This window comes from Streptomyces sp. NPDC048565 (assembly GCF_040650935.1).
Taxonomy (GTDB): Bacteria; Actinomycetota; Actinomycetes; order Streptomycetales; family Streptomycetaceae; genus Streptomyces.
This window is the reverse complement of the sequence record NZ_JBEZIH010000002.1, coordinates 205,707-229,854: the sequence shown is the minus strand read 5'-3', so window position 1 is coordinate 229,854 and position 24,148 is coordinate 205,707. Positions and strand designations below refer to the sequence as shown.

25 protein-coding genes and 2 tRNA genes are annotated in these 24,148 nt (G+C 69.9%); 6 read left to right on the top strand and 21 right to left on the bottom strand.

Translation table 11 applies throughout. From position 1 onward, the window contains the following. Positions 1-78: 78 nt before the first annotated feature. Positions 79-151, bottom strand: a tRNA-Arg gene (locus AB0C75_RS03180). A gap of 205 nt (positions 152-356) precedes the next feature. After that, positions 357-447 (bottom strand) — tRNA-Ser (locus AB0C75_RS03175). 340 nt (positions 448-787) lie between these two features. On the opposite strand from AB0C75_RS03175, the gene AB0C75_RS03170 reads away from it, so the two are divergent. Together AB0C75_RS03170 and AB0C75_RS03165 are read left to right on the top strand one after the other, a co-directional pair. After that, positions 788-1,258, top strand: a complete 471-nt coding sequence (locus AB0C75_RS03170; protein ID WP_362886523.1) for an SSI family serine proteinase inhibitor — start codon at positions 788-790, stop codon at positions 1,256-1,258. Positions 1,259-1,805: 547 nt separating this feature from the next. Continuing rightward, the gene (locus AB0C75_RS03165) at positions 1,806-5,975 is read left to right on the top strand and encodes a PAS domain-containing protein (protein WP_362886521.1); all 4,170 of its coding nucleotides are present in this window, start codon (positions 1,806-1,808) and stop codon (positions 5,973-5,975) included. A gap of 119 nt (positions 5,976-6,094) precedes the next feature. On the opposite strand, the gene AB0C75_RS03160 is transcribed toward AB0C75_RS03165, so the two are convergent. The 3 genes from AB0C75_RS03160 to AB0C75_RS03150 form a co-directional block, all read right to left on the bottom strand. Beyond that, complete coding sequence (locus AB0C75_RS03160; protein ID WP_362886519.1) at positions 6,095-7,741, bottom strand: long-chain fatty acid--CoA ligase; 1,647 nt, start codon at positions 7,739-7,741, stop codon at positions 6,095-6,097. A gap of 232 nt (positions 7,742-7,973) precedes the next feature. Further along, entirely contained in the window at positions 7,974-8,528 is a 555-nt protein-coding gene (locus tag AB0C75_RS03155) for a SigE family RNA polymerase sigma factor (protein ID WP_362886517.1), read from the bottom strand. 232 nt (positions 8,529-8,760) lie between these two features. After that, complete coding sequence (locus AB0C75_RS03150; RefSeq protein ID WP_362886516.1) at positions 8,761-9,072, bottom strand: hypothetical protein; 312 nt, start codon at positions 9,070-9,072, stop codon at positions 8,761-8,763. A 290-nt stretch (positions 9,073-9,362) separates the two neighbouring features. On the opposite strand from AB0C75_RS03150, the gene AB0C75_RS03145 reads away from it, so the two are divergent. Then, on the top strand, positions 9,363-10,247 hold the full coding sequence (locus AB0C75_RS03145) for a bifunctional DNA primase/polymerase (protein WP_362886514.1): 885 nt from the start codon (positions 9,363-9,365) through the stop codon (positions 10,245-10,247). A 28-nt stretch (positions 10,248-10,275) separates the two neighbouring features. On the opposite strand, the gene AB0C75_RS03140 is transcribed toward AB0C75_RS03145, so the two are convergent. From AB0C75_RS03140 to AB0C75_RS03075, 14 genes are all read right to left on the bottom strand, one after another. Then, a complete protein-coding gene (locus tag AB0C75_RS03140) occupies positions 10,276-12,327 on the bottom strand; it encodes a hypothetical protein (protein ID WP_362886512.1) in 2,052 nt (683 codons plus the stop codon). Between the two features lie 435 nt (positions 12,328-12,762). Next, entirely contained in the window at positions 12,763-13,434 is a 672-nt protein-coding gene (locus AB0C75_RS03135) for a hypothetical protein (protein WP_362886510.1), read from the bottom strand. Between the two features lie 210 nt (positions 13,435-13,644). Then, the gene (locus AB0C75_RS03130) at positions 13,645-14,787 is read right to left on the bottom strand and encodes a tyrosine-type recombinase/integrase (protein WP_362886508.1); all 1,143 of its coding nucleotides are present in this window, start codon (positions 14,785-14,787) and stop codon (positions 13,645-13,647) included. Continuing rightward, a complete protein-coding gene (locus AB0C75_RS03125; protein ID WP_362886506.1) occupies positions 14,787-15,008 on the bottom strand; it encodes a helix-turn-helix domain-containing protein in 222 nt (73 codons plus the stop codon). Before AB0C75_RS03125 ends, AB0C75_RS03130 begins: the two co-directional genes overlap by 1 nt. A 2-nt stretch (positions 15,009-15,010) precedes the next feature. Continuing rightward, complete coding sequence (gene repSA / locus AB0C75_RS03120) at positions 15,011-16,426, bottom strand: replication initiator protein RepSA (protein WP_362886504.1); 1,416 nt, start codon at positions 16,424-16,426, stop codon at positions 15,011-15,013. 91 nt (positions 16,427-16,517) lie between these two features. Beyond that, the gene (locus tag AB0C75_RS03115; RefSeq protein WP_362886502.1) at positions 16,518-16,832 is read right to left on the bottom strand and encodes a SpdD-like protein; all 315 of its coding nucleotides are present in this window, start codon (positions 16,830-16,832) and stop codon (positions 16,518-16,520) included. A 27-nt stretch (positions 16,833-16,859) separates the two neighbouring features. Further along, on the bottom strand, positions 16,860-17,015 hold the full coding sequence (locus AB0C75_RS03110) for a hypothetical protein (RefSeq protein ID WP_010060553.1): 156 nt from the start codon (positions 17,013-17,015) through the stop codon (positions 16,860-16,862). 12 nt (positions 17,016-17,027) lie between these two features. After that, positions 17,028-17,219, bottom strand: a complete 192-nt coding sequence (locus tag AB0C75_RS03105) for a mobile element transfer protein (RefSeq protein WP_362886500.1) — start codon at positions 17,217-17,219, stop codon at positions 17,028-17,030. 5 nt (positions 17,220-17,224) lie between these two features. Next, the gene (locus AB0C75_RS03100) at positions 17,225-17,410 is read right to left on the bottom strand and encodes a hypothetical protein (RefSeq protein ID WP_362886498.1); all 186 of its coding nucleotides are present in this window, start codon (positions 17,408-17,410) and stop codon (positions 17,225-17,227) included. 18 nt (positions 17,411-17,428) lie between these two features. Further along, the gene (locus AB0C75_RS03095; RefSeq protein ID WP_362886496.1) at positions 17,429-18,106 is read right to left on the bottom strand and encodes a DUF2637 domain-containing protein; all 678 of its coding nucleotides are present in this window, start codon (positions 18,104-18,106) and stop codon (positions 17,429-17,431) included. After that, positions 18,106-18,291, bottom strand: a complete 186-nt coding sequence (locus AB0C75_RS03090) for a hypothetical protein (RefSeq protein ID WP_362886494.1) — start codon at positions 18,289-18,291, stop codon at positions 18,106-18,108. The genes AB0C75_RS03095 and AB0C75_RS03090 overlap by 1 nt, the downstream gene beginning before the upstream one ends. Positions 18,292-18,370: 79 nt before the next feature. Next, positions 18,371-19,723, bottom strand: a complete 1,353-nt coding sequence (locus AB0C75_RS03085) for an FtsK/SpoIIIE domain-containing protein (protein WP_362886492.1) — start codon at positions 19,721-19,723, stop codon at positions 18,371-18,373. Between the two features lie 2 nt (positions 19,724-19,725). Continuing rightward, on the bottom strand, positions 19,726-20,085 hold the full coding sequence (locus tag AB0C75_RS03080) for a hypothetical protein (RefSeq protein WP_362886490.1): 360 nt from the start codon (positions 20,083-20,085) through the stop codon (positions 19,726-19,728). A 139-nt stretch (positions 20,086-20,224) separates the two neighbouring features. Beyond that, positions 20,225-21,004: a GntR family transcriptional regulator gene (locus AB0C75_RS03075; protein ID WP_362886488.1), complete on the bottom strand. Its 780-nt coding sequence runs from the start codon at positions 21,002-21,004 to the stop codon at positions 20,225-20,227. A gap of 18 nt (positions 21,005-21,022) precedes the next feature. Here AB0C75_RS03075 and AB0C75_RS03070 point away from each other — a divergent pair, with 18 nt between their 5' ends. After that, positions 21,023-21,487, top strand: coding sequence for an NUDIX domain-containing protein (locus tag AB0C75_RS03070; RefSeq protein ID WP_362886486.1), 465 nt, complete (start codon positions 21,023-21,025; stop codon positions 21,485-21,487). A 575-nt stretch (positions 21,488-22,062) separates the two neighbouring features. Here AB0C75_RS03070 and AB0C75_RS03065 read toward each other — a convergent pair. After that, positions 22,063-22,374: a DUF3800 domain-containing protein gene (locus AB0C75_RS03065; RefSeq protein WP_362886484.1), complete on the bottom strand. Its 312-nt coding sequence runs from the start codon at positions 22,372-22,374 to the stop codon at positions 22,063-22,065. A 1,093-nt stretch (positions 22,375-23,467) separates the two neighbouring features. Between AB0C75_RS03065 and AB0C75_RS03060 the strand changes: the two genes are divergently transcribed. Both AB0C75_RS03060 and AB0C75_RS03055 read left to right on the top strand, forming a co-directional pair. Then, positions 23,468-23,758 (top strand): hypothetical protein, encoded by a 291-nt coding sequence (locus AB0C75_RS03060; RefSeq protein ID WP_362886482.1) that lies wholly within the window; start codon positions 23,468-23,470, stop codon positions 23,756-23,758. Then, on the top strand, positions 23,755-23,952 hold the full coding sequence (locus AB0C75_RS03055; protein ID WP_362886481.1) for a hypothetical protein: 198 nt from the start codon (positions 23,755-23,757) through the stop codon (positions 23,950-23,952). The genes AB0C75_RS03060 and AB0C75_RS03055 overlap by 4 nt, the downstream gene beginning before the upstream one ends. On the opposite strand, the gene AB0C75_RS03050 is transcribed toward AB0C75_RS03055, so the two are convergent. Then, positions 23,916-24,143, bottom strand: coding sequence for a helix-turn-helix transcriptional regulator (locus AB0C75_RS03050; protein ID WP_362886479.1), 228 nt, complete (start codon positions 24,141-24,143; stop codon positions 23,916-23,918). The two genes, AB0C75_RS03055 and AB0C75_RS03050, sit on opposite strands and share 37 nt — an antisense overlap. Positions 24,144-24,148: the final 5 nt, after the last annotated feature.

The window sequence follows — 24,148 nt, the reverse complement described above, 5'->3', positions numbered from 1 at the left end:
TGTGAGAAAACGTGAGACGAAACGAGGAAGGCCCCGATCCTCCGAAGGAGAATCAGGGCCTTGACCTGGTGTTTCTTGTGCACTCGGCAGGATTCGAACCTGCAACCTTCTGATCCGTAGTCAGATGCTCTATCCGTTAAGCTACGAGTGCGTGTCCTCGGCCTGAGCCTCGGTCCCGCTTCCGGGGTTTTTCTGCCCCGTCGGCGTTGCGAGAACAACATTACATGACCTGCGCCGTGACGCGAAATCCATTAGCCAAACCCTGCCTGGCCTGCGGATACGGCCTTCTGGAGCCCGTTTTCCCGGCCCGGGTACGACCGAAGCCCCGTGCCTGGGGCACGGGGCTTCGGGTCCTGCGGAGGCGGAGGGATTTGAACCCTCGATGGGCTTTAAGACCCAAACCGCATTAGCAGTGCGGCGCCATAGACCGGACTAGGCGACGCCTCCAGCACACCTCGCGCAAACGCGAGTGGTGCGTGCAGATGATGACACAGACGAGCGCGCTGTCACCAATCGCTGCTCACGGTACTAGGCAGGTGGGCGGCGAGGCAAAGCGCCCTGCGGTTGCGGCGGGTGTTCCTGTGCGGTGCTCGTGGCCTGTGGTTCTGTCCGCTGTTCCGGTCGGCCCCCCATGAGTTGCGCAACGTGCGGGCGTGACGAGCGTTAGAGAGGACGAGGGCTCCGCCCTCCGTCCGTCACCCCGTGTGCCCGGTACGCGCCTCCACCCGGCGCCTGCCGGAGCAGGCAGGCGCGCTCCTGGGCGCGCCAGAGCAAACAGGAGCCCCGCATGCTGCGCCGTCTCGCCCTCACCGCCGTCGCGTCCCTCGCCGCGCTGTCCGCGGCCGCGCCCGCCGCCACGGCCGCGTCCCCTCTCATCCCGTTGCCTCCGCTCCCCGTACTCCAGGGGGACTGGCCCGCGGCGCGCGACACGGCGACCCGGCTCACCGTGACCGTCTCGGAGTCGGGCAACCCGACGGCCGACGGGGTCTTCGAGCTGGAGTGCGGCCCGGCGGGCGGCAGCCACCCCGAGGCACAGCGGGCCTGCGACCTGCTGGACGAGGCCGTGGAGTCGGGGGACAACCCCTTCGTGGCCACGGACCGAAACGCCATGTGCACCCAGCAGGCCGGCGGGCCGGCCACCGCCCGGGTGCGGGGCACCTGGCAGGGGGACGACGTCGACGCGCACTTCAGCCGGGCCAACGGCTGCGAGATCGCGCGCTGGAACAATCTCGTACCGGTGCTGCCCTCCGCGAGGTGACCGGCCCGTTCGCACCCCGCGTGGCTTCCGGGTCGGGCCCGGCGCCGTGCCACGTTCCACCGCGCGAGGTGCCAGGTTCTGCCCCGCGAGGTGCCAGGTTCTGCCCCGCGAGGTAGTCGGTCAGGCCCTGCCAGGTGACCCGTTCGGCCGCGCGAGGTGCCCGGTCCGGCCCGGCCAGATGCCCGGTCCTGCCCCCCGAGGTAACCGGTTCGGCGGGGCGTGCGCCGGGACTTCGGGATGGCCGGACGGCGCGCGCCGGGGCGTGTACGGGCGCCCCCGGAAGCCTCGCCGGCTGGTTCGGAGGGCGTTTCGGACGGCCTCCGGACCGGCCCCGGACGGCATCACCGCACGTCAGAGGGGGCGCTCGCCGTCACGACTTGGGCCACCGGCGTACACCGTGTGCACAGAACCTTGGTGAGAGCTCCCCCTCATCCGCCGCCCGCCATGCGCTCCCTGCCTTTAGACTCCTCCAGTGACAGCCTGAGGCCCGAGGGGCAGGATGGGGCCCGCTGTCGGCAAGGTGCGGTATTCAGGGAGGAAGCGTCTCGTGAGCAGCAGGCCATCCCGAGGCGCTGCTCGCCTCGCAGCCATACTCGACGCCCTTCCGGACGGGCTCCTGCTCGTCAACTGCAACGGCACGGTCGTCAACGCCAACACCATCGCCCTCGAAATGTTCGAGACCCCGGGCACCGCGCTCGTGGGACGAGGACTGCTCGATCTGCTTCCGGAGTTCGACTCCAGGCTGATCCCGGGGTCGATGCGCAGGCCGGACGCTGCGGACGAGCAGGGCAGGACGAAGCCTACGCGGATGATCGCGCGCCGTACCGACGGCACCGACTACCCCGTCGAGGTCACCAGTGCCTCGCTGGACAGCGGCCAGGCCGCCTACAGCGACATCCACTCCAGCTACACGGGCGACGAACTGCTCATGCTCGTCGTACGGGACCTCTCCGGCACCGTCGACACCGAGGCCGAGCTGGCCCGCTCGCAGCGCCAGACCGAGATGATCCTGCGGGCCGCATCCGAGGGCGTCGTCGGCACGGACACGGACGGCCGGGTCGTCCTGGTCAACCCCGCCGCCGCCCACATCCTCGGCTTCCGCGCCAGCGATCTCGGCGGCCAGGAGCTCCACCCGCTGATCCTGCACTCACGCGCGGAGGGCGACCCGTTCCCGTACGAGGAGTCGCCGCTCGCCGACACCCTGCGGTCCGGCCGCAAGCACCGGGTGCGCGGTCAGGTGCTCTGGTCCAAGGGCGGCGACCAGGTCCCGGTGGACCTGACGACCGCCCCGGTGCGCGACGGGGACCAGCTGGTCGGCGCCGTCATGACGTTCACCGACCGCAGGCCCTACGAGGAACTGACGCAGCAGCACACCGAGGAGGTCTCGGGGCTGACAGAACGGCACGCCGCCGAGATCGCCGAGCTCACCGAGAGCCACCGCGCGGAGGTCACCGCGCTCACCGAACGGCACGCGGCGGAGACCTCCGACCGGACCGAGCGGTACGCCTCCGAGCTGGAGGAGCAGACGGAGCGTCTGACCGGTCTCGGCGAGCGGCACACGCAGCTGACCGCCGTGCTCGGCGAGTCCCTCCGCGGACCGCTGGAGGAGCTGCGCGGCGAACTCTCGGCCCTCGCGGCCGACCCGGCCGGCCAGCTCTGGCCGGAGGCCAACCAGATCCTTCACCACCTCGCCGCGGGCTATGCGCGCATGACGACGCTCGTCGACAACGTACTGAGCTACCAGCGCCTGGACACCGGCGCCGAGGAGCTCGTCAAGCAGGCCGTGCTGCTGGACTCCGTGGTGACCGCGGGCATCGACGGTGCCGTCGAACTGATCGGTCCGGGGCGCGCGCAGTTCGCGGTGCACGCCCCGCCGATCGAGGCCGAGGTCGACGCGGGCCGGCTGATCACGGCGCTCGCCCATCTCGTCGCCGACGTCGCCGGAGTCGACTCGACCGGCAAGGCCAGGCCGGTGCCGGGCGGCGGCTACGTCGATTCCACGGTCGTCGTGGCCGCGGCGCAGCGCGGTGACGTCGTACGGATCGAGGTGCGCGGGCCGTTCGCCGGGGGCGACCCCGTGCACGTGCCGATCGTGCGCGGGATCGTACGCGCGCACGGCGGTGTGCTCCAGACGCACGAGATGCCCGGGATGAGCGGCAGCGCGTACGTCCTGGAGGTGCCGCTCGGCGCGGGTACCGGCACCATCGCGCAGGAGCCGCCCCCGGTGTCCGAGGAACCGGCCGTACCGGAACCCGCCCCGCAGCAGCCCGCCCCGCAGGGTGGCCGGCGCCGGGCGCGCAGGGCGTCGACGGACGCCTTCCTGGACAGCCCCGTCGACGCGGGAGGGGCCGCAGGTCCTGAGTCCGGTGACACGGCGGCCTCCGAGCCGACCGGGCGGCGCAGGGCACGCCGTGAGTCCACGGCCCCGCAGGAGCCCCAGCCGGAAGAGGACATGACCCCGCCTCGACGGAGCGAGGGCTCCGGTCGCAGGCGCGGCCGGCCCAGTCCCGCGGAGACGGGCGGGGAGCCCCGGCAGGCACTGGCGCTCCCCGCAGCGGCCCCTTCCCCCTCGGAAGGGTCCGTCGTCACGGCGGCCGAGGGCGCGCAGGGCGGTGGCGGCCGCCCGCAGCGCGGGCAGACCGTGCCGCCCCAGGGTGTGCCCCAGAACGCCTCCGCCCCCCAGCACCTCTCCGCCCCGCAGGGCGGCGGCCGACCCGCGCTGCCTGCCCTCGCCTCGCCCGAGGCCCGGAGCCAGAGCCACGACCCGGCCTCTGCCCAGCACCCCGCCCAGGCGCAGGCGCCCGGGTCCGGGCAGCTGGAGCAGTCACGGCCGGGGCAGACGGGACATGCGGGGCAGCCGGAGCAGCAGCCCAGGGGGCGGCGCGCCCGCCGGGCCCTGGCCGCAGCGCAGGAACGCGCCGCCGCGGCCGAGCCCTCGGGGCCGCGTACCGCCTTCGCGCTGCCGCCCGCCGCCGCGGACCGGATCCCGCCGGTGGCCCCGGGCCCGCCCCTCGTGGCACCGCCGTCCGCCGCGCCCCCGGCCTCGCCCGCCCCACAGCAGGCCCCGGCTCCCCCGGGCACTGAGCCGCTCCCGGCCGTGGACGGCCCGCTGCCCGAGCGCCACGACGCCGTACGGACCACCCCGGACGCCGACCACACCCCGCCGCAGCCGCACCCCGTGCCGTCCGGCCGCCGCAGGGCACGGAACCCTGAGCCTCCGGAGGCGCAGGTCCGGCCCGGTCACCCCGTTCCCGGGCAGCCGCTGCCCGCGGTGCCTCCGCAGCCCGACTGGGCGCAGCCTGGCGTGCCGGTGCAGGATCCTGCCGCACCGGTGCACGAGGACGGCGTGGGCCCGGCCGCCGACGAGGCCTGGGCGGCCCCCGGCGCCACCACGCACACCACGGGCACCGTCGCCGCTCCGGCCGGTCCCGCGGCGGCCGGAGCGGGACCGGCCGGTCCCTCGCCGGAAGCAGCGTCCGTACCCACGTCGCCCGCGCCGGGGCCGCATCCGGCCGACAGCGACGCTCCTTCCGCCGTCCGGGACGCGCGGCGTCAGCCGCTGCCCGCCGAGGCGCCCATGCCGGCGTCCTCGGATTCGACCCAGGGCCGTGCGTTCAGCGTGCGGACACTGGGGCAGGGCGTGCCCTTCGCACAGCACCTCGCGCATCAGCAGAACCAGACGCTCGGCGGTGCCGGGCGGCGCCGTAAGCTCGCCGCCCCGCCCGAAGCCGAGCCCCCGGCCCCGCCCGTCGTGGCTCCCGTGCCGCCGCAGCCCGCCCCGGCCCCTGTTCCGCCGCAGCCCGAGGGCACCCAGGGCAGCACCGTGCAGGGCTCAGGTTCCAGCAGTCTGCTGTCCCCGCCCGCGTCCGAGGGGCGCGCGTACGCGATAGGGGCACCCGACGCGGGCGCCGAGGGGCCTGAGCCGCTGGACGGGCCCGGTGGGGCAGTCGAGGTGGCGAACCGTCCGCAGCCGCAGCCCGTCGACGACGAGCTGCCCCCGGAGCCGCTGGACAACCCGAGGCGGCTGCTCGTCTGGCCCGCTCCTGACGTCTCCACCCAGCAGGCCCTCAGCGACCGCGGCTACCGTCCGGTGATCGTGCACTCCCGCGAGGAGGTGGACGCCCAGATCGCGGCGTTCCCCGCCGCGCTGTTCGTGGACCCGCTGACCGGGCCGATCACCCGTACGGCGCTGCAGTCGCTGCGTCAGGCGGCCGTGGCGGCCGAGGTCCCGGTGCTGGTGACGGCCGGCCTGGGGCAGGCGACCAGGGAAGCGGCGTACGGCGCCGACCCGGCGGTCCTCCTCAAGGCGCTCGCCCCGCGCGACAGCGACCAGCACCCGCCGAGGGTCCTGGTGATCGAGGAGCACGAGGAGGTCTCGCTGGCGCTGACGGAGACGCTGGAGCGGCGCGGCATGCAGGTCTCCCGGGCGTCGGGCGACAGCGAGGCGGTCGACATCGCCACCCGGATGCGGCCGAATCTGGTGGTGATGGACCTGATGCAGGTACGCCGCCGACGCGCCGGGATCATCGACTGGCTCCGCGCGAACGGCTCGCTGAACCACACCCCGCTGGTCGTCTACACCTCGGCCGGCATGGAGGAGGCGGACCTGCCGAGGCTCGCCTCCGGCGAGACGGTGCTCTTCCTGGCCGAGCGCTCGACGAGTGACGAGGTGCAGTCCAGGATCGTGGATCTGCTGGCGAAGATAGGGACGAACTGACGCCCGGCCCGACACCTGACGCCCGGCACCCGGCACCCGACGCCCGGACAGCATCGGGCGCATACGACGAGGGCGGTACGGATCTTCCCGTACCGCCCTCGTCGTGTCCGCCGGCCGTCTCAGAGCTGCGTGATGTCCAGCTCGCCGTCGGCGTACCGCCTGCGGATCACCTTCTTGTCGAACTTGCCCACGCTCGTCTTCGGCACCGCCGGCACGATCGTCCAGCGCTCCGGCAGCTGCCACTTGGCGACGGACCGGGCGAGGAAGGTCCTGAGCGCCGCGTGGTCGGCGGTGGCGCCCTCCTTGAGGACGACGGTCGCGAGGGGGCGCTCTCCCCACTTCTCGTCGGGGACGGCGACGACCGCGGCCTCGGCCACATCCGGGTGCGCCATGATCGCGTTCTCCAGGTCGACACTGGAGATCCACTCACCGCCTGACTTGATGACGTCCTTGGCCCGGTCGGTCAGCGTGAGGTAGCCGTCGTCGCTGATCACGCCGACGTCGCCGGTCTTCAGCCAGCCGTCCTCGCTGAACTTGTCCTCGGGGCGCAGGTCCCCGCCGTCCGCACCGCCGTAGTACGCACCGGCGATCCAGGGGCCACGGACCTCGAGCTCACCCGCCGATTCGCCGTCCCACGGCAGCTGTTCCCCGCCGGGGCCGGTGAGACGCGCCTCGACACCGGCCGGGAAGCGGCCCTGGGTGACGCGGTACGGCCACTCCTGCTCCTCGGTCAGTCCGGCGGGCGGGTTGGACATGGTGCCGAGCGGCGATGTCTCCGTCATGCCCCAGGCGTGGCAGAGGCGGACACCGAGCTTGTCGTACGCCTCCATCAGCGAGGGCGGACAGGCGGCTCCGCCGATGGTGACACGGGCCATGGAGGAGAGGTCGCGCGGCTTGTCGGTGACCTCGGCCAGCAGTCCCTGCCAGATGGTGGGGACCGCCGCGGCGTGCGTCGGGCGCTCCTGCTCGATCATGTCGGCGAGGGGAGCCGGCTGCAGGAAGCGGTCGGGCATGAGCATGTTGACGCCGGTCATGAACGTCGAGTGCGGCAGCCCCCAGGCGTTCACGTGGAACTGCGGCACGACGACCAGCGTCGTGTCCTTGTCGGTCAGCCCCATCGACTCGGACATGTTGACCTGCATGGAGTGCAGGTAGATGGAGCGGTGGGAGTAGACGACGCCCTTGGGGTCCCCCGTGGTGCCCGAGGTGTAGCACATGGCGGCTGCCTGGCATTCGTCCAGCTCGGGCCAGTCGTAGACCGTGGGGCGGCCGGCGATCAGCTCCTCGTACTCGTGCACCCGGGGCGCGGCGCCGTCGAGCACGGAGCGGTCGCCCGGCCCTGACACCACCACGTGCTCGACGGACGGCAGGTGGGGGAGCAGCGGCGCGAGCAGCGGCAGCAGCGAACCGTTGACGAGGACCACCTTGTCGTCGGCGTGGCCGACGATCCAGACCAGTTGCTCGGCGGGGAGCCGCAGATTGAGCGTGTGCAGCACGGCGCCCATCGAAGGGATCCCCAGATACGCCTCGACATGCTCGGCGTTGTTCCACATGAGGGTCGCGACGCGCTGGTCGCCGTCGACCCCCAGCTCGTCACGGAGGGCGTGCGCCAGCTGCGCGGCACGCCTGCCGATCTCGGCGAAACTCCGCCGGTGCGGCTCCGGCTCGCCGGTCCAGGTCGTCACCTGCGACTTCCCGTGGATGGTCATCCCATGGGTCAGGATGCGGGTCACAGTCAGCGGTACGTCCTGCATGGTGCTCAGCACGGCGTCCTCCCGGTGGGCGCTACGCGGCGGTAGGTATGCGCTGATTCTGCGCACATACCACGCGGTATGTCACTACTCCCGGGAGTACGAATCGATGTCGGCCCGTAGAAGCGGACCGCGGAAGACCTGCGGAACCGGGCCGTAGGAAGCCCGCAGAACCGGTCCGTGGAAGGCCTTCAGACCCGGACCGTGGGAGGCCTGCGGAGAAGACCGGGAAGGGGCAGGGCGCCGGTCAGCGGACCGGAGTGAGCTCGGGGTCCTCGCGGAGCTTTCCGAGCGCCCGCGACACGGCACTCTTGACCGTACCGACGGACACACCGAGCACCTCGGCCGTCTGGACCTCGCTCAGGTCCTCGTAGTACCTCAGGACGACCATGGCCCGCTGGCGGTCCGGAAGCTTCAGCACGGCGCGCCACATCGCGTCGTGCAGCGACTGCTGCTCGGCCGGGTCAGGCGCGTGCACCGCCTCCTTCTCGGGCAGCTCCTCACAGGCGAACTCGTCGACCTTCCGCTTGCGCCACTGCGAGGTGCGGGTGTTCACCAGGGCGCGGCGGACATATCCGTCGAGCGCCCTGTGGTCCTCGATCCGCTCCCAGGCGACGTACGTCTTGGTGAGGGCGGTCTGCAGCAGGTCCTCGGCGTCGCTCGGGTTCGCGGTGAGGGAGCGTGCGGTGCGCAGCAGTACGGGGCCCCGGGCCCGCACGTACGACGAGAACGACGGGTAACGGCGGTGTCCGGCGGTGGCAGCGACCGCCCTGGAGGCGCCGGTGCAGACTGGCGTGGTCATAACCTCCACGCTAGGAGCGGGCACGGACGACGGGATCGGCCCCAGGTCCCGAAGCCACGTCCGCCTCAGGTTGTAGGGGCCGACCGGGCTCCACCTCCTGTAGGTGGAGGGAGGACCCGGTCGCGTCAGGGTCCTCACCCCGAGGCCCCGGGGGCGCGCCTCCGCCTTCGGCACGGAGGCGGCCCGTGCGGTGGCGCCGTGACCGCCGCCGCACGGGCCCGCCCCGCTCAGCTCACCAGAGCGGCGTGAAGTTCACCGCGACGATGTCCGTGGACTGGTCGATCGCCGTGAACGCCGACCGGTTCACCTGGGCGGAGTTGCTGTGGTTGGAGGCTCCGAGGCCGACGGCCTGCTGCTGCGACGTGGACGAATTACCGGAGTTGCTCCCGCCGACACCTCCGGATCCGATGGTCGCCACCGCCGCGTTCGATCCGTCGTCCGCGAACGAGCCGTTGTCGGCCACCGCGACCCCTCCGAACAAGGCTGCGGCGAGAGGCAGAGCTGCGACAGCGGCGAGGGCGCGAGCGGTACGGATACTTGCCATGTCAATTCCTCCAGGAACGGAAAACGCTGCTTGATACGGCTGGTTGATACGGCTGGTCCGAAGCAGTTGGCCGACCGCCTCGGTACTGATCACGACGTCGCGGGAGCAAAACTTCCCACCGCATCCCCGGCGAACCGCCCATGGCGCGCACTTCCCCCTCACGTATGACGAACAGCCGATAAACCTCCCGCGCCCGGAGAAGCGTTCCGCCCCGTGCGGGACCCGGCGACCTCCCGGGCGAACCCAGCCACCCCCTTCCCTTCTTCGAACACTTGTACGAACATGGCCTCATGGCCACCACCGACCGGCAGACCGCCACCCTGGCGCTGGCCCACGCGCTCTCCGCCGCCGAGCGTGGGCTCCCCGTCTTCCCACTGTCCGCCACCAAGCTCCCCGCACTGCGCTCACCGCATCACGGCGAGGACCCTCCCGTGCACTGCCGGGGCGCCTGCGGACTGCCCGGTCACGGAGTGCACGACGCCACCACCGACCCCGCCGCCGTCCGCGCGCTCTTCGCCGCGGCACCCAGGGCCACCGGTTACGGCATCGCCTGCGGGCGGGAGCCGCACCGCCTCATCGGTATCGACCTCGACATCGACACCGCCCACGGCAACGACTCGGTCGCCGCACTCCAGCACCTGGCCCTGCAGCACCTGTTCACGATCCCGGCCACCGTCACGGTGCTCACGCCGAGCGGCGGCCGGCACCTCTGGCTGACGGGCCCGTACGGCGTCCCCGTACCCAACTCCGCAGGCCGCCTCGCTCCCGGCATCGACGTACGAGGAGCGGGCGGCTACCTGGTCGGCCCGGGCTCGGTCACGACCCACGGCAGATACCGGCTCGCCCCCGGCACCGCCCACCTCGCGCCGGCCCCCTGCCCCCGCGCGCTCCTGCGCCTGCTCACACCACCGCCGCGCCCCCGCCACGCGGCCGCCGGCGAGGCCGCACCCACCCGGCAGGGTCAGGGCCTGGTCCAGTTCGTACGCGCCGCACACGAGGGCCAGCGCAACACCCGCCTGTTCTGGGCGGCCTGCCGGGCATACGAACACGGCTTCGGCGAGGCCCTCGCGGACGCCCTCACCGACGCCGCGCTCGGCACGGGCCTCACCGAACAGGAGGCCCGCGCAGCGATCGCGTCGGCCGCCCGCCTGACCGATCCACGACGCACTCCCTGACCTCGGGGCGCGCCGGTACCGCTTCCGCTCACCCGAGCCCGGTCCGCTGCAACGCGGTCGCGGGGCTCGCCCGGTACGTCTCCATCGCGGCTTCGGCCCGTTCCGCCTCCCCCTTCGCCGCCAGCGCGTTGGTGGCGGAGTTGAAGCGTTCCATCGACGTGGGACGGTCAGGTCCCAGGACGTACTCCTTGAGGGTGCGGCGGTCGAGGACCAACGGGTCCGTGTGCGGGGCGCGGACGGAGTCGAGGATCTCCGGGAGACGGGTGCACGCGCGGTCGAGGAGGTAGGCGCCGCCCGCAGTGGTGTAGGCGGCCCGGAACTCGTGGTCGGGCAGGTCACTCGCGTTCGTGAGGACGTACGGCTTGAGGCTGGCCACGAAGTCGGCGACCACCGAGGAGACATCGCTGATGAGCATGTCCGCCTGGTTGAAGCACTCGTAGAGATTCGGCAGCTGCTCGACGATCACGTTGTGGCGGACGGCACCCTGGCTCTCCCAGAAGATCCGGTGCCACTCGTCGCGCAGCTCCTGCCACTCGGCCGCCCCGGCACGGTCGGGGACCCGGGCCTCGCGCATCTGCTCGGCGTCGTCCTCGCCGTCGTGCCGGCCGGCCAGTTCGTCCAGGCGGGCCTGGAGCTCCCGCAGACGGGGTCGTACGGCGGCTGCCGCGGCCTCCGCCCGCACGGGGTCGCGCCGCTCGTTGTCCGCGTACAGCAGCTCGCGGATCGCCCGGTCGGCGGCCGCGGCCTCGTCCGAGCGCTTGCCGGTGAGCGGGTGCGGCTTGTAGATGACGCGTACGTTCTCCGCCAGGAGCTTCTCGATGAGGGGTACGCCCATCGGGATCAGAGAGGTGTGGCAGTCGTCGTCGCTCCAGCCCTCCCAGGTGGGCGCGTAGAGGACGACCGGCAGAGGGCCGGGGACATGCTCGGTGTGCAGGCGGATCGGGGACAGCTGCGGGCGGCCCACCTCCACGATCGCGCTGTCACTGATCGCGTGCCGCACCCGCTGGTAGCGGTCCCGGCCCGCGCGGCCGGCCACCCAGATCTCGTCGTACACCTTGCTGACCCGGTTGCTGCTGGCGAGCTTGTCGCTGTCGCCGTGCCCGATGAAGACATGCTTGGCCTCGGCCACGCGGAGCATGTGGACGTTCTTGCCCGCGTTGCCGGGATACAGCACGACCCGGACGCCGGGCAGTTCGAGCTCGGCCAGGTCGTCGGCCTTCGGCACGCAGACCACCGGAATCCAGGTACGGCTCAGGTAACGGAACGAGGCACGCTCCCGAAGGATGATCACCGGACGGAGGTCCAGCTGTTCGAGCGTCTCGATCCACATGTTGACCTGGTACATGAAGTCACGGGAGACGGCCGCGAAGCTGAAGTAGAGCGCCACCTCGGGCCGGTATCCGTCCAGCCGACGGTTGACCTCGGCGAACACCTCGTCACGTGCGGGCATCCGGTGCACCTTGCGGTACTGGCCCACCAGCGCGAGGACGGCCACCAAGGTCACAACGACGGTGAGCGCGTAGCCCGCGTAGGCCGACTCCCAGGTGCCGGCGGCGAGCGCGACAAGGAGGCCGGCGTGGGCCGGGAGGTCCAGGTGAAGGAGCTTGCGCAAGTGGCGCCTGTACAGCACCGCGGGCGGCTGCTGAGGTATCGCCAACTCGCTCAGGTCGAGGTTGCGCACCACCAGCGGCAGCACCCGGCGCCTGCGGATGGCGTGGTGCACCGCCGTGTACAGCGTCATCATCGCGAAGTGACCGCTGAAGACGGCGAGGGCTGCGACCAGAACCGCGCCCGGCGCGTCCATCCGGCTGGCCAGGGCGAACAGCATCGCCGTACGGACCGCGAACCGCATGGTGCGATCGAGATGCAGTGTCGCCAGCCTGCGCACGAAACCCGGAGCCCGCACATGCAGGACCTCGTCCACCACATACGTCACGGCCGCCGCCGCCACGAAGCCCCACAGGGACGGCACCAGTGCGAAAACCGGCAGCGCGACGAAACCGACGCCGAACAGCAGCACAAGGAGCAGGTCGATCACCCCGCGCACACGCAGGACTTCACACAACCGGCGGATCATCATGGGCAGGCTTCCTCTTGCGAGACGTTCACCCAGACGCAGATGGGGCGAACTGGCATACACCAGTTCGACTCACGAGGAAGGTTAAGAGTTGTACACCTGACTCACAGGAAAAATTCATCTTCTGTTGGCAATGCCAGGGTCATGGGCAGAGGCGTGGGGAGACAGACGGCGATACAGACAGAGCGCATGCGGGAGGGGCACCCCTGGTTCGGAGTGCCCCTCCCGCATGCGCTCATTCGGACTGGCGGTGGGTGTGGGATTTGAACCCACGGTGACATCGCTGCCACGACGGTTTTCAAGACCTTTTACCGGTCAGGGGCGGTACGGGCTCCGCCGCAGGTCAGGCGGCAGTTGGAGTCCCAGCGGAGCCGTCGGCGTCGTCGTCGTGCCCCTTACGTGCCCCATCGGCCGACCCACCCCGGTTTCCATGGTGCGTCAGCAGTTAGTAGAGAACAGCGTGTCTACCTCAGCCTCAGTGATGTCGTTGCCATGCTCCGTCGTGGACAGCACAGCCATGAGCGCCGCTACCGCGCCCGTGGAGTCTCGGTTGTACATCGAGCACATCCGCAGACGGTCGGCGTCAGACAACGTCAGCCACGCCATGTCCAACGCGAGCGGCGGCTCTTCGTACCCTGCATCATCGCTGTCGTCGTAGTCGCTGTCGTCGTAGTCGGCGCCAATCTCGGCCTCGGCCTCTTCCCGAGCGGCGGTCACCTCATCGACCATCTCGTTGTAGGCCTTGACTCGTCCCCGATCCAGCTTCCCGTCCACGCAGTCCGGCTTCTTCTCCACGCCGTGAAACTCGATGGCCCAGAAGGGATCGTCGTCCACGTCCACGTAGTCGGTCGTGGCCCAGCAGACCGTCCATGACTCGTAGCCTTCCAGCGGCGCTTCGTCACCGACAGTCAGCAGTTCTGCCGTACCGCCAGCCACGTACCCCTTCGGGATGTGGTAACCAGCCTTCTCGGCCGCCTTGGCCGCTTCGGCGAGCGTCTTGCCCGTCTGGTCGGCCAGCTTCGGCTCCGGCAGAGTCTCGGCGCATCCGGTGAGCAGCAGGGCTGCAACCAGGACAGCCGGGACAAGTCGCTTCGCAGAGACAGATTTCATGGGCGGAACGCTAGCCGAGAAAATACCCCAAGAGAGACTAATCAGACATAATGCCTTAGTCAACTTGCAGCACTTATCGGATGGTTGGCCTGCCCATGAAGGAAACCCCCAGAGAGGACGATCAGCGTAGCGCTCCATTCCACGAGCGCATGCGAGGTCAGCATGACGCCCCTGGTCGAAGGACCAGGGGCATCACCCTATGCGCATGTATCAGCGAGCCTCGCCCACCTCAGAAGAGCCAAACTCATCCTGCCCGCCGAGCCATGCATCAGCAGCCTCAGCCACCTGGCCATCTCGACCGACGACGGGCCGGGCGTAGTGCCGGGTCGTAACGCTCGCGTTCGAGTGGCCCAGCCGGTGCGCGGCAGTCATCACCCCGTACCTGTCGGCAACCCATGTGCCGTGCGAGGCGCGGAGATCATGCGGAGTGACGTCGGTCAGCCCGGCCTCCGCCACAGCGGGGTCGAAGTACGCCTTTCGCCACTGGTTGTACCGCAGAGGCTTGCCACCGGGCGTGACGAAGAGGAGAGCGTCCTCCCCGCCGGGCAGCGTCTCCAAGTGCCGGCCGATCCGCGCCGCGAGTGACGGCCCGATCCGCAGGACCCGCTTCTGATGGGACTTGGGAGTGTCGAAGACCAGGGTGCCGTTCGCTTCGGCCAGGTTCTCGTCGACGAGGACCAGGCCGCCGGACACGTCGATGTCCACTCGCCGCAACGCGAACGCCTCACCAACCCTCAGACCCGCGTAGGCGAGCAAAGAGATCAGCAGGTCATGCGGTTTCGTTGCGCTCCGCACAATCCGTGAGGCTTCCAGCGAGGTGAGGATGTGCGGCTCGGTCTGCGGCATGCGAGGCAGCTTCACGCCCCTGCACGGGGTCTGCCCGATCATCTCGTTGTCGACGGCCGCCCGCATGATCTGCGAGAGCACCCGGTAGGCCTGCCTGATCCGCGAGGCGCTGAGACCGCGGGTCTTCATCGCACCGACCCATTCGACGATGGTGATCGGCCGGAGGCTGGAAAGCTCACGGTCACCGAGCGCCGGAACGATCAGCGAGTTGATCAGGGATCGGTACGACGCCTGTGTCTTGTGCTTGAGCTGCGGGGAGACAGCGGTGAGCCATCGTGCCGACCAGTCGATGACGGTGGTCTTCCCCTCAGCGGGATCGACCCAGCGGCCCTCCTCCATCTCGATGCGCTTCCGTGCCAGCCAGCGATCGGCGTCCGTCGTTGTCGCGAACGTCTGATCAGCGGCACGCAGCACGCCGTCAGGCCCCGGATACCGAGCCTGGAACCGGCCGGACGGCAGCTTCCGGATCCGGCCGAAGGCGCGGCGGGCTTTACGCTTGGCGGGCATCAGGCAGCCCTCCGGTACGGGTACGCGGACGCGGGCCGCAGGACGATCGGCGCCACCGTGTGGGCACTGACGTACTCCTCCACGGCGCTCTCGGGGATACGGACATGTCGGCCGACCTTGACGAACGTGATGCGGCGTTCCTCGATGAGCCGGCGAGGGAAGCGGAGACCGGTTCCGAGGCGTTCGGCGACCTGGTTCACGGTGAGCAGTCGGTCCGCCACGGTCACCACTCCCCCTCGTTGGCAGTGCGCTCCTTCAGTGCATCGCGGGCGGTCTCGCGGTTGGTCTGGAGGTCACGGGCGATGGTGGCGGCGAGAGCTCCTTCGCCGGGGGTGTGCCCGTGGCCGACGTACTGCCAGTCGGTCAGGACGAGGACGGTGTCCGGTTCACGGTCGGCCAGGCCAAGGACCGTCGCTTCCTGCGTAGCGCGGTAGTCGGCGCGTTCCTGGCGGAGGGCACCGAGGGTGGTCGAGTACGTGCGGGACTTGGACGAGAAGTGGCCGCGAAATCCGAGCATGTGAGCCCAGGCCCAGAGGCGCCGGTCCGGATAGAGGCTGTCGAGCTCACGGCATGCGGTGATGAGCCGACGGGTGTGATCGGGAACGCGGTGGCGGTCGAGTTCGGCGAGCTCACCGATACGGCGGTCCAGGGTGCCGGTGTTCTCGGCGGCTTTGGTGGCGTACTTGGCCACGTACGAGGCGACCGCCTGTTCGGTGACATCTGAACCGTCGCCGAAGGCCTTGACGGGGCGGACATCGAGCTGTCGGCCCCATCGAAAGGTCCGGAACGGCTGTTCACCGGCAGCCGGGACGGAGACCGACGTGTATGAGTGCGCGGCTGCGGCGCGTATCGCGTCGGTGAGGAGATCGACCGTGGCCCACGCGGGCGGCGGCGTACGAGGTCCCTCGGGGCCGTCGAGACGTACGACGGCGTGGAAGTGGAGGGCTCCGCGCTTCTGGAATTCGGCGACCTTGCCGAAGGAGACGCGGAGATGGTCGCCCAACTCACGGCGTGGGATGCCCGCGTGGATGGCGAGTTCGCGGCGGAGTCTGGTGGTGAAACGCTGCCAGAGCTCCCCGGCGTGGTTGTTGAAGAGCACGGCGCCCGCGTAGTCGTAGGTCTCCGGATCAAGGGCGGAGCCCAGGTACCCGGAGTCCGAGGCGTGCGCGGTGCCGCACCGGCAGGTGCCCCGGTCGGGGCGGTTGTGGACGGGGCCGAACGACGGTGCGGTGAGGGTGGCGAAGACGCGCGGGTGGTCGCGGACGGCGGTGGTGATGTCTCGGCGGTCGTCTCCGGCGAGGCCGGCACGGATCAAGTGGTAGGTGTCGCCCGCGTAGGTCCAGGCGCAGGAGGGGCAGCGGGAGGCGCGGCGGTTGCCGCAGGCGATGCGGAGGCGACCGCCTGGCTCGTACGCGGTCGAGTAGCGGTGCAGGGTCTCGCCGGTGGTCTTGTCCTTGTGGGTTACCCAGCCGCTCAGATGGACGGGGTCGGCACAGCCGCCGGTGCGGCGGATCTGGTCCTCCCAGCGGGTGTAGTCGGAGGCCGAGGCCACCCGGAGGACGTCCCCGAGGACGGTCGGGTCGAGCTGTGGGGCGGGCATGGACCGCTTCTGCTTCGAGAGTGAGGGCCGGTGGGCCATGCTGGGGGTTCCTTCCGGTTGCGAGATCGATCGGTGGGCACGGCTCCCGGGCGGCGGATGCTTGGCGGTATCGAGGCCGCCCGGGGGCCGGTCAGCGGCGTTTGGCGTCGGACGCGATCAGGGAGCGCAGGACGACCGCGCAGACGGCGACCGATGCGCTGGTGACGGCTACCGCCAGGAGCAGCGAGACCAGGACGGTGCCGACGACCAGGGCGACGGCAGTACCGGCACCGACGAGCGCGACCGCGGTGCCGGGGGTCAGCTGTACGACCGGACGGGACGGCTCAGGGGCGGCGGCGGGTGCCGGGGCAGGCGTGCCCGGCGTGATGGTGGTCGGCTGGACGACGGCGGGCGGGGTGACCAGGCCCGAGGGCTGCGGCATGGTCGGGATCTCGGGCTGGAACATGGTTGGTTCTCCTCTCCCGGGCGCGGGTTACTTGACTGCGGTGTCGATGACGGAGGCGAAGAGGCTGTCGGCGAGGAGGTAGCCGCCGAGGAGAAGTACGCAGATCAGCCACACCGGCGGACGGAAGAGCTTGATGCCGAGGTAGCCGACAACCAGCAGGGCGATCCAGAGGGGGACGTCCATGGACGCTGACTCCTAACGGACGGTGCAGCGGTGGGTACGGGCGGCGAGTTGGGCGGCGGTCCGGCTGGAGTAGTCGGCCGACCAGCCGCAGCGGTCGGCAGTGCAGACGGCAGTGTGGGCGGTGCGGCCGGTGCGGTCGCGGTGGGTGCCGATCCGCACGGGGCCGATACGCATCACGGAGTGGAAGCTGTCGCGGGCGGGCATGCCGGTCAGTCCCTGTCGGTCGTCGGGTCGGTGTACTGGGCGCGGATGCTGCGGGCGGTGGCCGGGTCATCGATGCGCCGTGCAGCTTCCTCGGCGAGCAGGTGGGCGAGGAAGGGGCGTCCGGCTGCGGCCATCTCACGCGCTCCGTCGAGGTAGTCGGCCACGGTCAGGTCGGCGGGATCGTGGGTCATCTCAGTTCTCCTTTGCGGTCAGCTGAGGCGGGCGGCGATGGCGTCGGCAAGGTGGGGCGGAACGCCGAGGCGGGAGCGGAGGGTGTCGGTGTCGATCGGTGATCCGGTACGGGTGCGGTACTCGTCGGCGACCTTGCGGGCGTGGTCGATCAGCACGGCGGGGACGGGCGGATCCGGGGACGGGGCCAGGGCCGAGGACAGGGCCGTTGTCGCAGGGGGTTCATCGGCCGGGGATGAGGTCGGGGCGGCGTCAGGCACACGCGTTGGCCCGACGTCCTCCGTCTCCGTGACGGCGGCTGGTAGAACCGGCTCCGGCTCCGGCTCCGCCTTTCCCGACGAGTGGGCGAGGAGAGTGCCTCCGAGGAAGGCGAGTGCGGGCCATCCGGCGATGCCGAGCCGGAGCGACGCCGGCGGGTCGGCCAGGTCGAGGAACCCGGCGGTGGCGACGTTGGCGCCGAGCGAGGCGAACAGGGCGATCAGGAACCAGCACCAGGCCAACCGGGACGGACCCTCACTGCGCAGCCGACGCCAGGCGGCGACAAGGAGCAGGTCGACGCTGACCGGGTAGGCCCATGCCTTCCAGCCGTCCTGTCCGGCCGCGGCAGCGAGGTCGTGCAGGTGGGCGAAGGACAAGGCTCCGGCGATGACCGCCTGGATCAACACCGCGTCGATCCGGAGACCGTGCCGGGCGCCCATCAGAAGTCCTCAGCGGGGTCGGAGTCGCCCGGGAACGTGCCCGGCGGCGGCTCCGGCAGCGACACGGCGAGGGACGGGCTGACGACGTCCACGAAGTCGAGGTCGGCGCCGGCCATGTCGGCGTACAGGGCGAGTTGGCCGAGCAGAAGCACGGTCCGGGCGAAGTCCTCGCAGTCGGGGCACATGGCGGTTCTCCCTTCTCTGGGCATGGCAGTGGTAGGGACCCGGCGCGAAGACGGTCACGCCTACCGGGTGGGGGAGAGATCAGGCGGTGGCCGGAGAGGCCTTCGCCGATGGCACAGGTTCGGTGGCGGTGCCGGTGGTGGGCCGGAAAGGGGCCAGCTCGGGCAGGTCCGGCGTCCTGTCGGCGTACCGGTTGCAGAGGTTCACGGCCTGGCGGAGCGAGGTGTGCGGAGCGCGGATGCGGTGCCAACCGCCGGACGCGTCACCCGCGATGGCGAGGCCTCGCAGTTCGGCGGGAATCTGGATGGCGGCGAGGACCGCGTCCGGGGCGATGTCGCCGAAGGCCATGTTGGCGGAGGTCTCGTCGTTGAGACGGTGGGCGGTGCGGCCGGTGAGTTGGGCACGGAGCATGGTGATGCCCTTGCCGAGTTCGGAGCCGAAGCGCTGTCCGCAGATTTCGAGGTAGATACCGGCGGCGCGGCCGAGCTGCGCGAGACGGACCAGGGCGGTGATGATGCGGTCCCGCCGCTTCTCCTCCTCCTTCGTTGCGTACAGAGCGAGTTCGGCCACCTCGTCGACCAGGACGACGACCGGGGTCGGGCGGAGCTCATCAGGCAGGTCCCAGACGTCGGCGGCGATCTCCGCGTCCGGCACATCGACGTTGATGCGCTGCTGGGTACGGATGAGACGGTAGACGTCCGCCATCCGCGCCACGAGTGCATCAAGGAGTTCGGCGGCGCTGTCCGGGCTGTCGGCCAGGGCTGAGAACCGGCGCGCCAGCGGGAAGAGTTCGACCCCCTGCTTGCAGTCGATGCCGACGAGGGCAACGTCCAGAGGAGCAAGGCCGGCGACCAGGTTGCGTTGGTAGACCGACTTTCCGGACTCCGTGGCGCCGAGGGTGAGGGCGTGAGGTATCGCGCGGTAGTCGCGGTAGTGCACCGACCCGTCCTCCCGAAGGGCGACCGGTACTCGCATCGCCCGAATCTCCCTCTCAGCGGGCATCTGCACCCGCTTGAGCACGTCGTATCCGGTCATCCGCACCTCGACGACACCGGACCGCACCTCACGCGCGGTCACGCCGAACATCGAGAACGAGTGCCGAAGCCGATCCGAGGCCGCGGCGATGTCGAAGACGTCCTGCCCGGGACGGAGCTTGAGTCGGAGGACCAGGCCGGTGCGAGTCGGCCGCAGTCGCCGGATACGCGGTGGGCGGGGCTCAGGTATCGGCCGGTTGGTGGCCCGAGCCAGAGATAACCGCCACCACGCCGGCGGAACGGTCAACCCGCACGCGTCCATGACCGAGCGGTACCGGACCAAGACCCGCATCGCGGCCAGAGTGACCCCGAAGGCCAGCCAGTACCAGGCGGGCCGCCGCCACCGCAGGAGACCCGCAGTAGCGACGACCAGCACCAGAGCGACCGTGAAGGCGGTCATGATCAGGCCGCCTTCGATCCTGTGGCGGCGAGTTCGGCGAGCGAGGTGACCGCGACCGCGCGGAACGCGATGCCGTGCCGCCGCTGACCATTGAAGTCGTTCTCCCACGGACGGGCGACCAAGCCGGTGAGCGCGACCGGCGTACCCATGGCCAGCTCACCGGTGATCCCGGGCTCCGGAACGGTGACGGACAGGATCTCCACCTCCTCGTTCGCCGCGAACATCACGTCCACGGTCATGAGCTGAGCACCGGTCTCCATGTCGGTGGCGATCTCACCGGTGCGGCGGTCACGGACCTTGACCTGCGGAGGCTTGGCGACCATCACGACAGCAGTGGAGGTGTCGACGGGAATCTGACGCACAGCAGATCACTCCTCTATAGATGTTGAACTCCGCCACTCATGTACATGAGTGGCATGAAGAAGAGTGCATGACTCCTGTACATGAGTCAACCCGCCGCGAAGAAGAACTCGCGACGGGTTGAGGGAAGTTGAGCGGACGTCAGTCGTCGGCAGGGATCCGGTACTCGAAAACGAACTGGTCAGCAGCCATGAGCGTGTCGCACACCTCGACCACCCGACCCGCGGTCGTACGGGCCTCCCGGATCAGGTGAACCACGGGCGCGCCAGGGCTGAGCGCCAGTTCCGACGCCTCCGACTTCGAGGCCGGGCGCGCTTGCAGCGTCTCGATGAACTCCGCGAACTCATGCCCGTGGTCTTCGAGTCGGGCGTAGATGCCACCGCCACCGGGGTTCTCGGCAAACAGCTCGGGGATCTCCTTCACCACGTCCCAGGGCAGGTACGACGAGGCCGTTTCCACCGGGGTGCCGTTGCGGAAGTAGAGGCGCCGGCGGGCCAACACCTGCGTACCGGCGGGAACGCCTAGGCGCTCGGCGGCGTCTTCGGGCGCGTCCATAGGACCGATGTAGAGGACGCTGACTTTGGCGGTGGCGCCGGACTGTGCGGACTCCGCGAGGTAGGCGGCCTGGCCCCCTTGCCGGAGCGAACGCCGGAAGCGATCGGAGGAGCGGTGCCGTACGGGGGGCCGGTTCTTCACGATCGAGCCCTTGCCGTGCCTGGTCTCGACGAGCCCGCTCGCCCGTACCTCGACCATGGCCTTGCGGATCGTCCCGCCGGAGACGCCGTAGCGGTCCACCAGCTCGGATTCGCTCGGCACCATGTCGCCGGCCTTGAGAACCCCCGCCCGGATCTGCTGCACGAGGTCATCAGCGATCTGCACATACCGAGGACCGGAACCGGCCCCTCCCGCCGCAGTTCCCATAGTCCTTCCCTGCCTCCTATGCTCCTCTACATGAGTCAACCACAGGCAGCGGCACCCACTCCCCTGCACTCCGTGTCCGTCGCCGGAGTAGTGGTGCGCGAGGACGGCCGCCTGCTGGCGATCCGCCGAGCCGACAACGGCACCTGGGAGCTCCCCGGCGGCATCCTCGAACTCAACGAGACACCCGAGGCAGGCGTTGCCCGCGAGGTCTGGGAAGAGACAGGCATCCACGTCGAGGTGGACCAGCTCACCGGCGTCTACAAGAACACGACCCGAGGCATCGTCGCCCTGGTCTTCCGCTGCAAGCCCTCCGGCGGCACCGAGCGCACATCAAGCGAGTCGACAGCCGTCTCCTGGCTCACACCCGACGAGGTCAGCGAGCGCATGTCCGAGGTCTACGCGGTCCGTCTCCTAGACGCCCTGGACGGCAACGGCCCTCACGTACGGAGCCACGACGGCAAGCAACTCATCACAGCGGGATAAGACTTTCTCTACTTCATCAAGGCACCCGGCTGCGCTCCGCTCCGCCGGGCGCGCTTCCCGGCTCTGGCTGCGCCCGCGCTCCTGCCTCCGGCCCGCTCGGCGCTGCCGCCGCCGACGCGCGCCCACAACTGGATAGGCCCGAGGGCATGAGACGAGAACCAAGCCCGCGGCTTCACGACGATGCCTCCGGCGGGGGCGCTCAGACTCCGGGATGGACAGGGCACCGTTCGCGAGTGCCGGCCGGAGTAGGGCGAGCGTCGTGGGGCTCCCACCCCGACCACCTTCGACCCAGGCAGAGCCGAGCAGTCGCGGCCCAGGGCGTCAAGGTCGTTCGTACAGTGGCGCGCTCCACCTTGACGCCCTGAACCACGACCGCTCCACGGAGTGTGGGTCGAAGGCGGACGGGATGGGAGCCGAGGCGAGTGGCGGGTTGAGGCAGGCCGTAAATCACTCGACAGCCGACTTGACTTGATCTCCCAAATCAAGTTCTATCGAGGTGCGGGCTGAACCTGTCCTCCTTGACAGGTGTAGGTCTGCGATCAGGGCCCTCCTTTACGGAGGGCCTCTTTCTTGCCTCAACGAGGCCAATGAACTATCCCGTCGGGGCGACTTGTGGAGACTTCAGCCAACACCCTGGACCCCAGTTCCCCCCACATCTTCTCGTTGCACACCGCTCCCGACCTCCCGTCTGGCGGCACAATCCTTCTATACGCGGCATAAGCGCACAGGTCCGCAAGCTGGATAAAATAGGAGTCATCAGACTTGCGCGAGATGGGGTCTTCTACGAAGTAGGGGGCCTGCACCAAAGCCCCGCGCGCATCCCAGCTGACCCTCCGAAACGCCCTGTGTAGGGACTTGATCTTCTTGTCCTCTCCCTCGTCATGCACGAGGGCAATCGGAACACTGGACTGCGTCGACCGCTCGCGCAGCCGCCCCGCCGTTGAACAGCCGCCGGAGGAGTACGTCTGGCGACTGGCAGCCGCGAAACCTCACGCACAGTCGCTCTCGTGGCGCGATCCATGCACAATCCGTGCCTGGTCTGACCCAACTAACTCTCGCTGCTTGGTCAGCCATCTCAGAGGTGGTGATACCGGAGCACTCAGCGGTCATCGACACCGGGGCCGGCCGAGCGGTGTCCCCGACAGCACTGCATCGGCCACCGAGTGGCTGAACTGCCCCTGCTGCTCGGTCACAAGTGATCTCTTTAGCGACGGGAACGAGGTGGCCTCCGGGTCCGCGAGACCGGGAACCGGAGGGGAACCCACGGGCGCTTACGGGCAGCGCGCGCTAAAGTGGTCTCGGAGCTGTGCTGAGCTCGGCATTGCCGAGTCTCGCACTGTCCCTCTCCGCGGCCGTCATCTGCAAGGTCTTGGCATCGAAGTTGAACGACAACGACCAGGGCATGGAGACGAACGAACGCGAGGAGAACCGCATGGCTGATGAACCGAAGTTGAGCAGGATGAAGCAGTGGGCTAGCGCTCTTTGTGACGTACTGGGAGACCTTGCAGTTGGCTTCGCGGGTGGGGCAGTGTCGAGCTGAGCACAGCTCCTTTGCTCGTCAGCCGCCACGCACAGCACGGCTGTGGGGGCAGCGCTGAGTGTCTAACTGCGTGACAACCACGTCGCACAACCACGAACGACTGTGGACGCTGGCGGACCATTAACGCAGTTGACAAGCGGAGCGGTCCACGGTCACCGACCGTCTCAAGTTGCTTCGGGACGAAGAGGTCACCACCCAAGGTCTCACCGCCATGCTTCCGTCGGACGCCTTGCTCCGGTCGACGGCATGGCAGCGTGGTTGAGGCCGGTGGGGGTACAGCGAGGTACACGCGTGCTTAGTCAGCTAGCTCAGCCGCCATCGTGGCTGACTGTCGTGGGCTAAGGTTCGACCTCCGATGGCCAGCCTCACTCCAAGGTGAAGTCGCGGCCGCTCTCCAATAAGGTGCGCTGCATGGCCAGCGACGCGCCGGCCTGTCCCGAGTGCGGCGCCCTGGGAACCGGCCCCGACAGCACACCGCGCAGTCCGTCTCCGGCTGCATCGAGCAGCTGACGGACATCCCGGAGCCGGGAGCGGTCGCCTACCGCACGGACGAGGAACACCACGACGCGAATCCCGGCTTCGAGTTCCCCGCGTCCTGGCACCGGGCCTGCATCACCAGGATCGCCCAGGCGGTGCCGGCTCTGCCCATCGCTTACGGCGACCAGGGCGAGCACGCCACGGCTGCACCTGCCTCCCGCACCGCGAAGCCCACGGCGCGGGAGGCACGATGAACGGGGATGTGTTCACTGCCCGTCCCGACCAGCGCAAGGCGGTCAACGCGGCCTTGGCGCAACTGGCGAGCGGCGCGCGGGCCACGACGCTCCTTCCCTTCTCCGGGAAGAAGCAGACGATGCCCGCCCCAGCCGGGGAGATGTACCTCGGCAGCTATCACGGTTCGGCTGCCCTCCTGGTGGCCGCCGCCTGACCCGCCTCGGCGACCTCGACAGTCAGCCCAAGGGCCGAAACAACCTTGACGAGGGTCGCCGTGGACACATCATCTCCCCGCTCGATGCGCGCGATCGTGGGCCGCGACACCTCGGCGCGCGCCGCTGTTTCCTCCTGAGACCAGCCAAGCGCGTTACGCGCCATTCGGATCCGCTGAGCGATCCCGGCCATCGGCT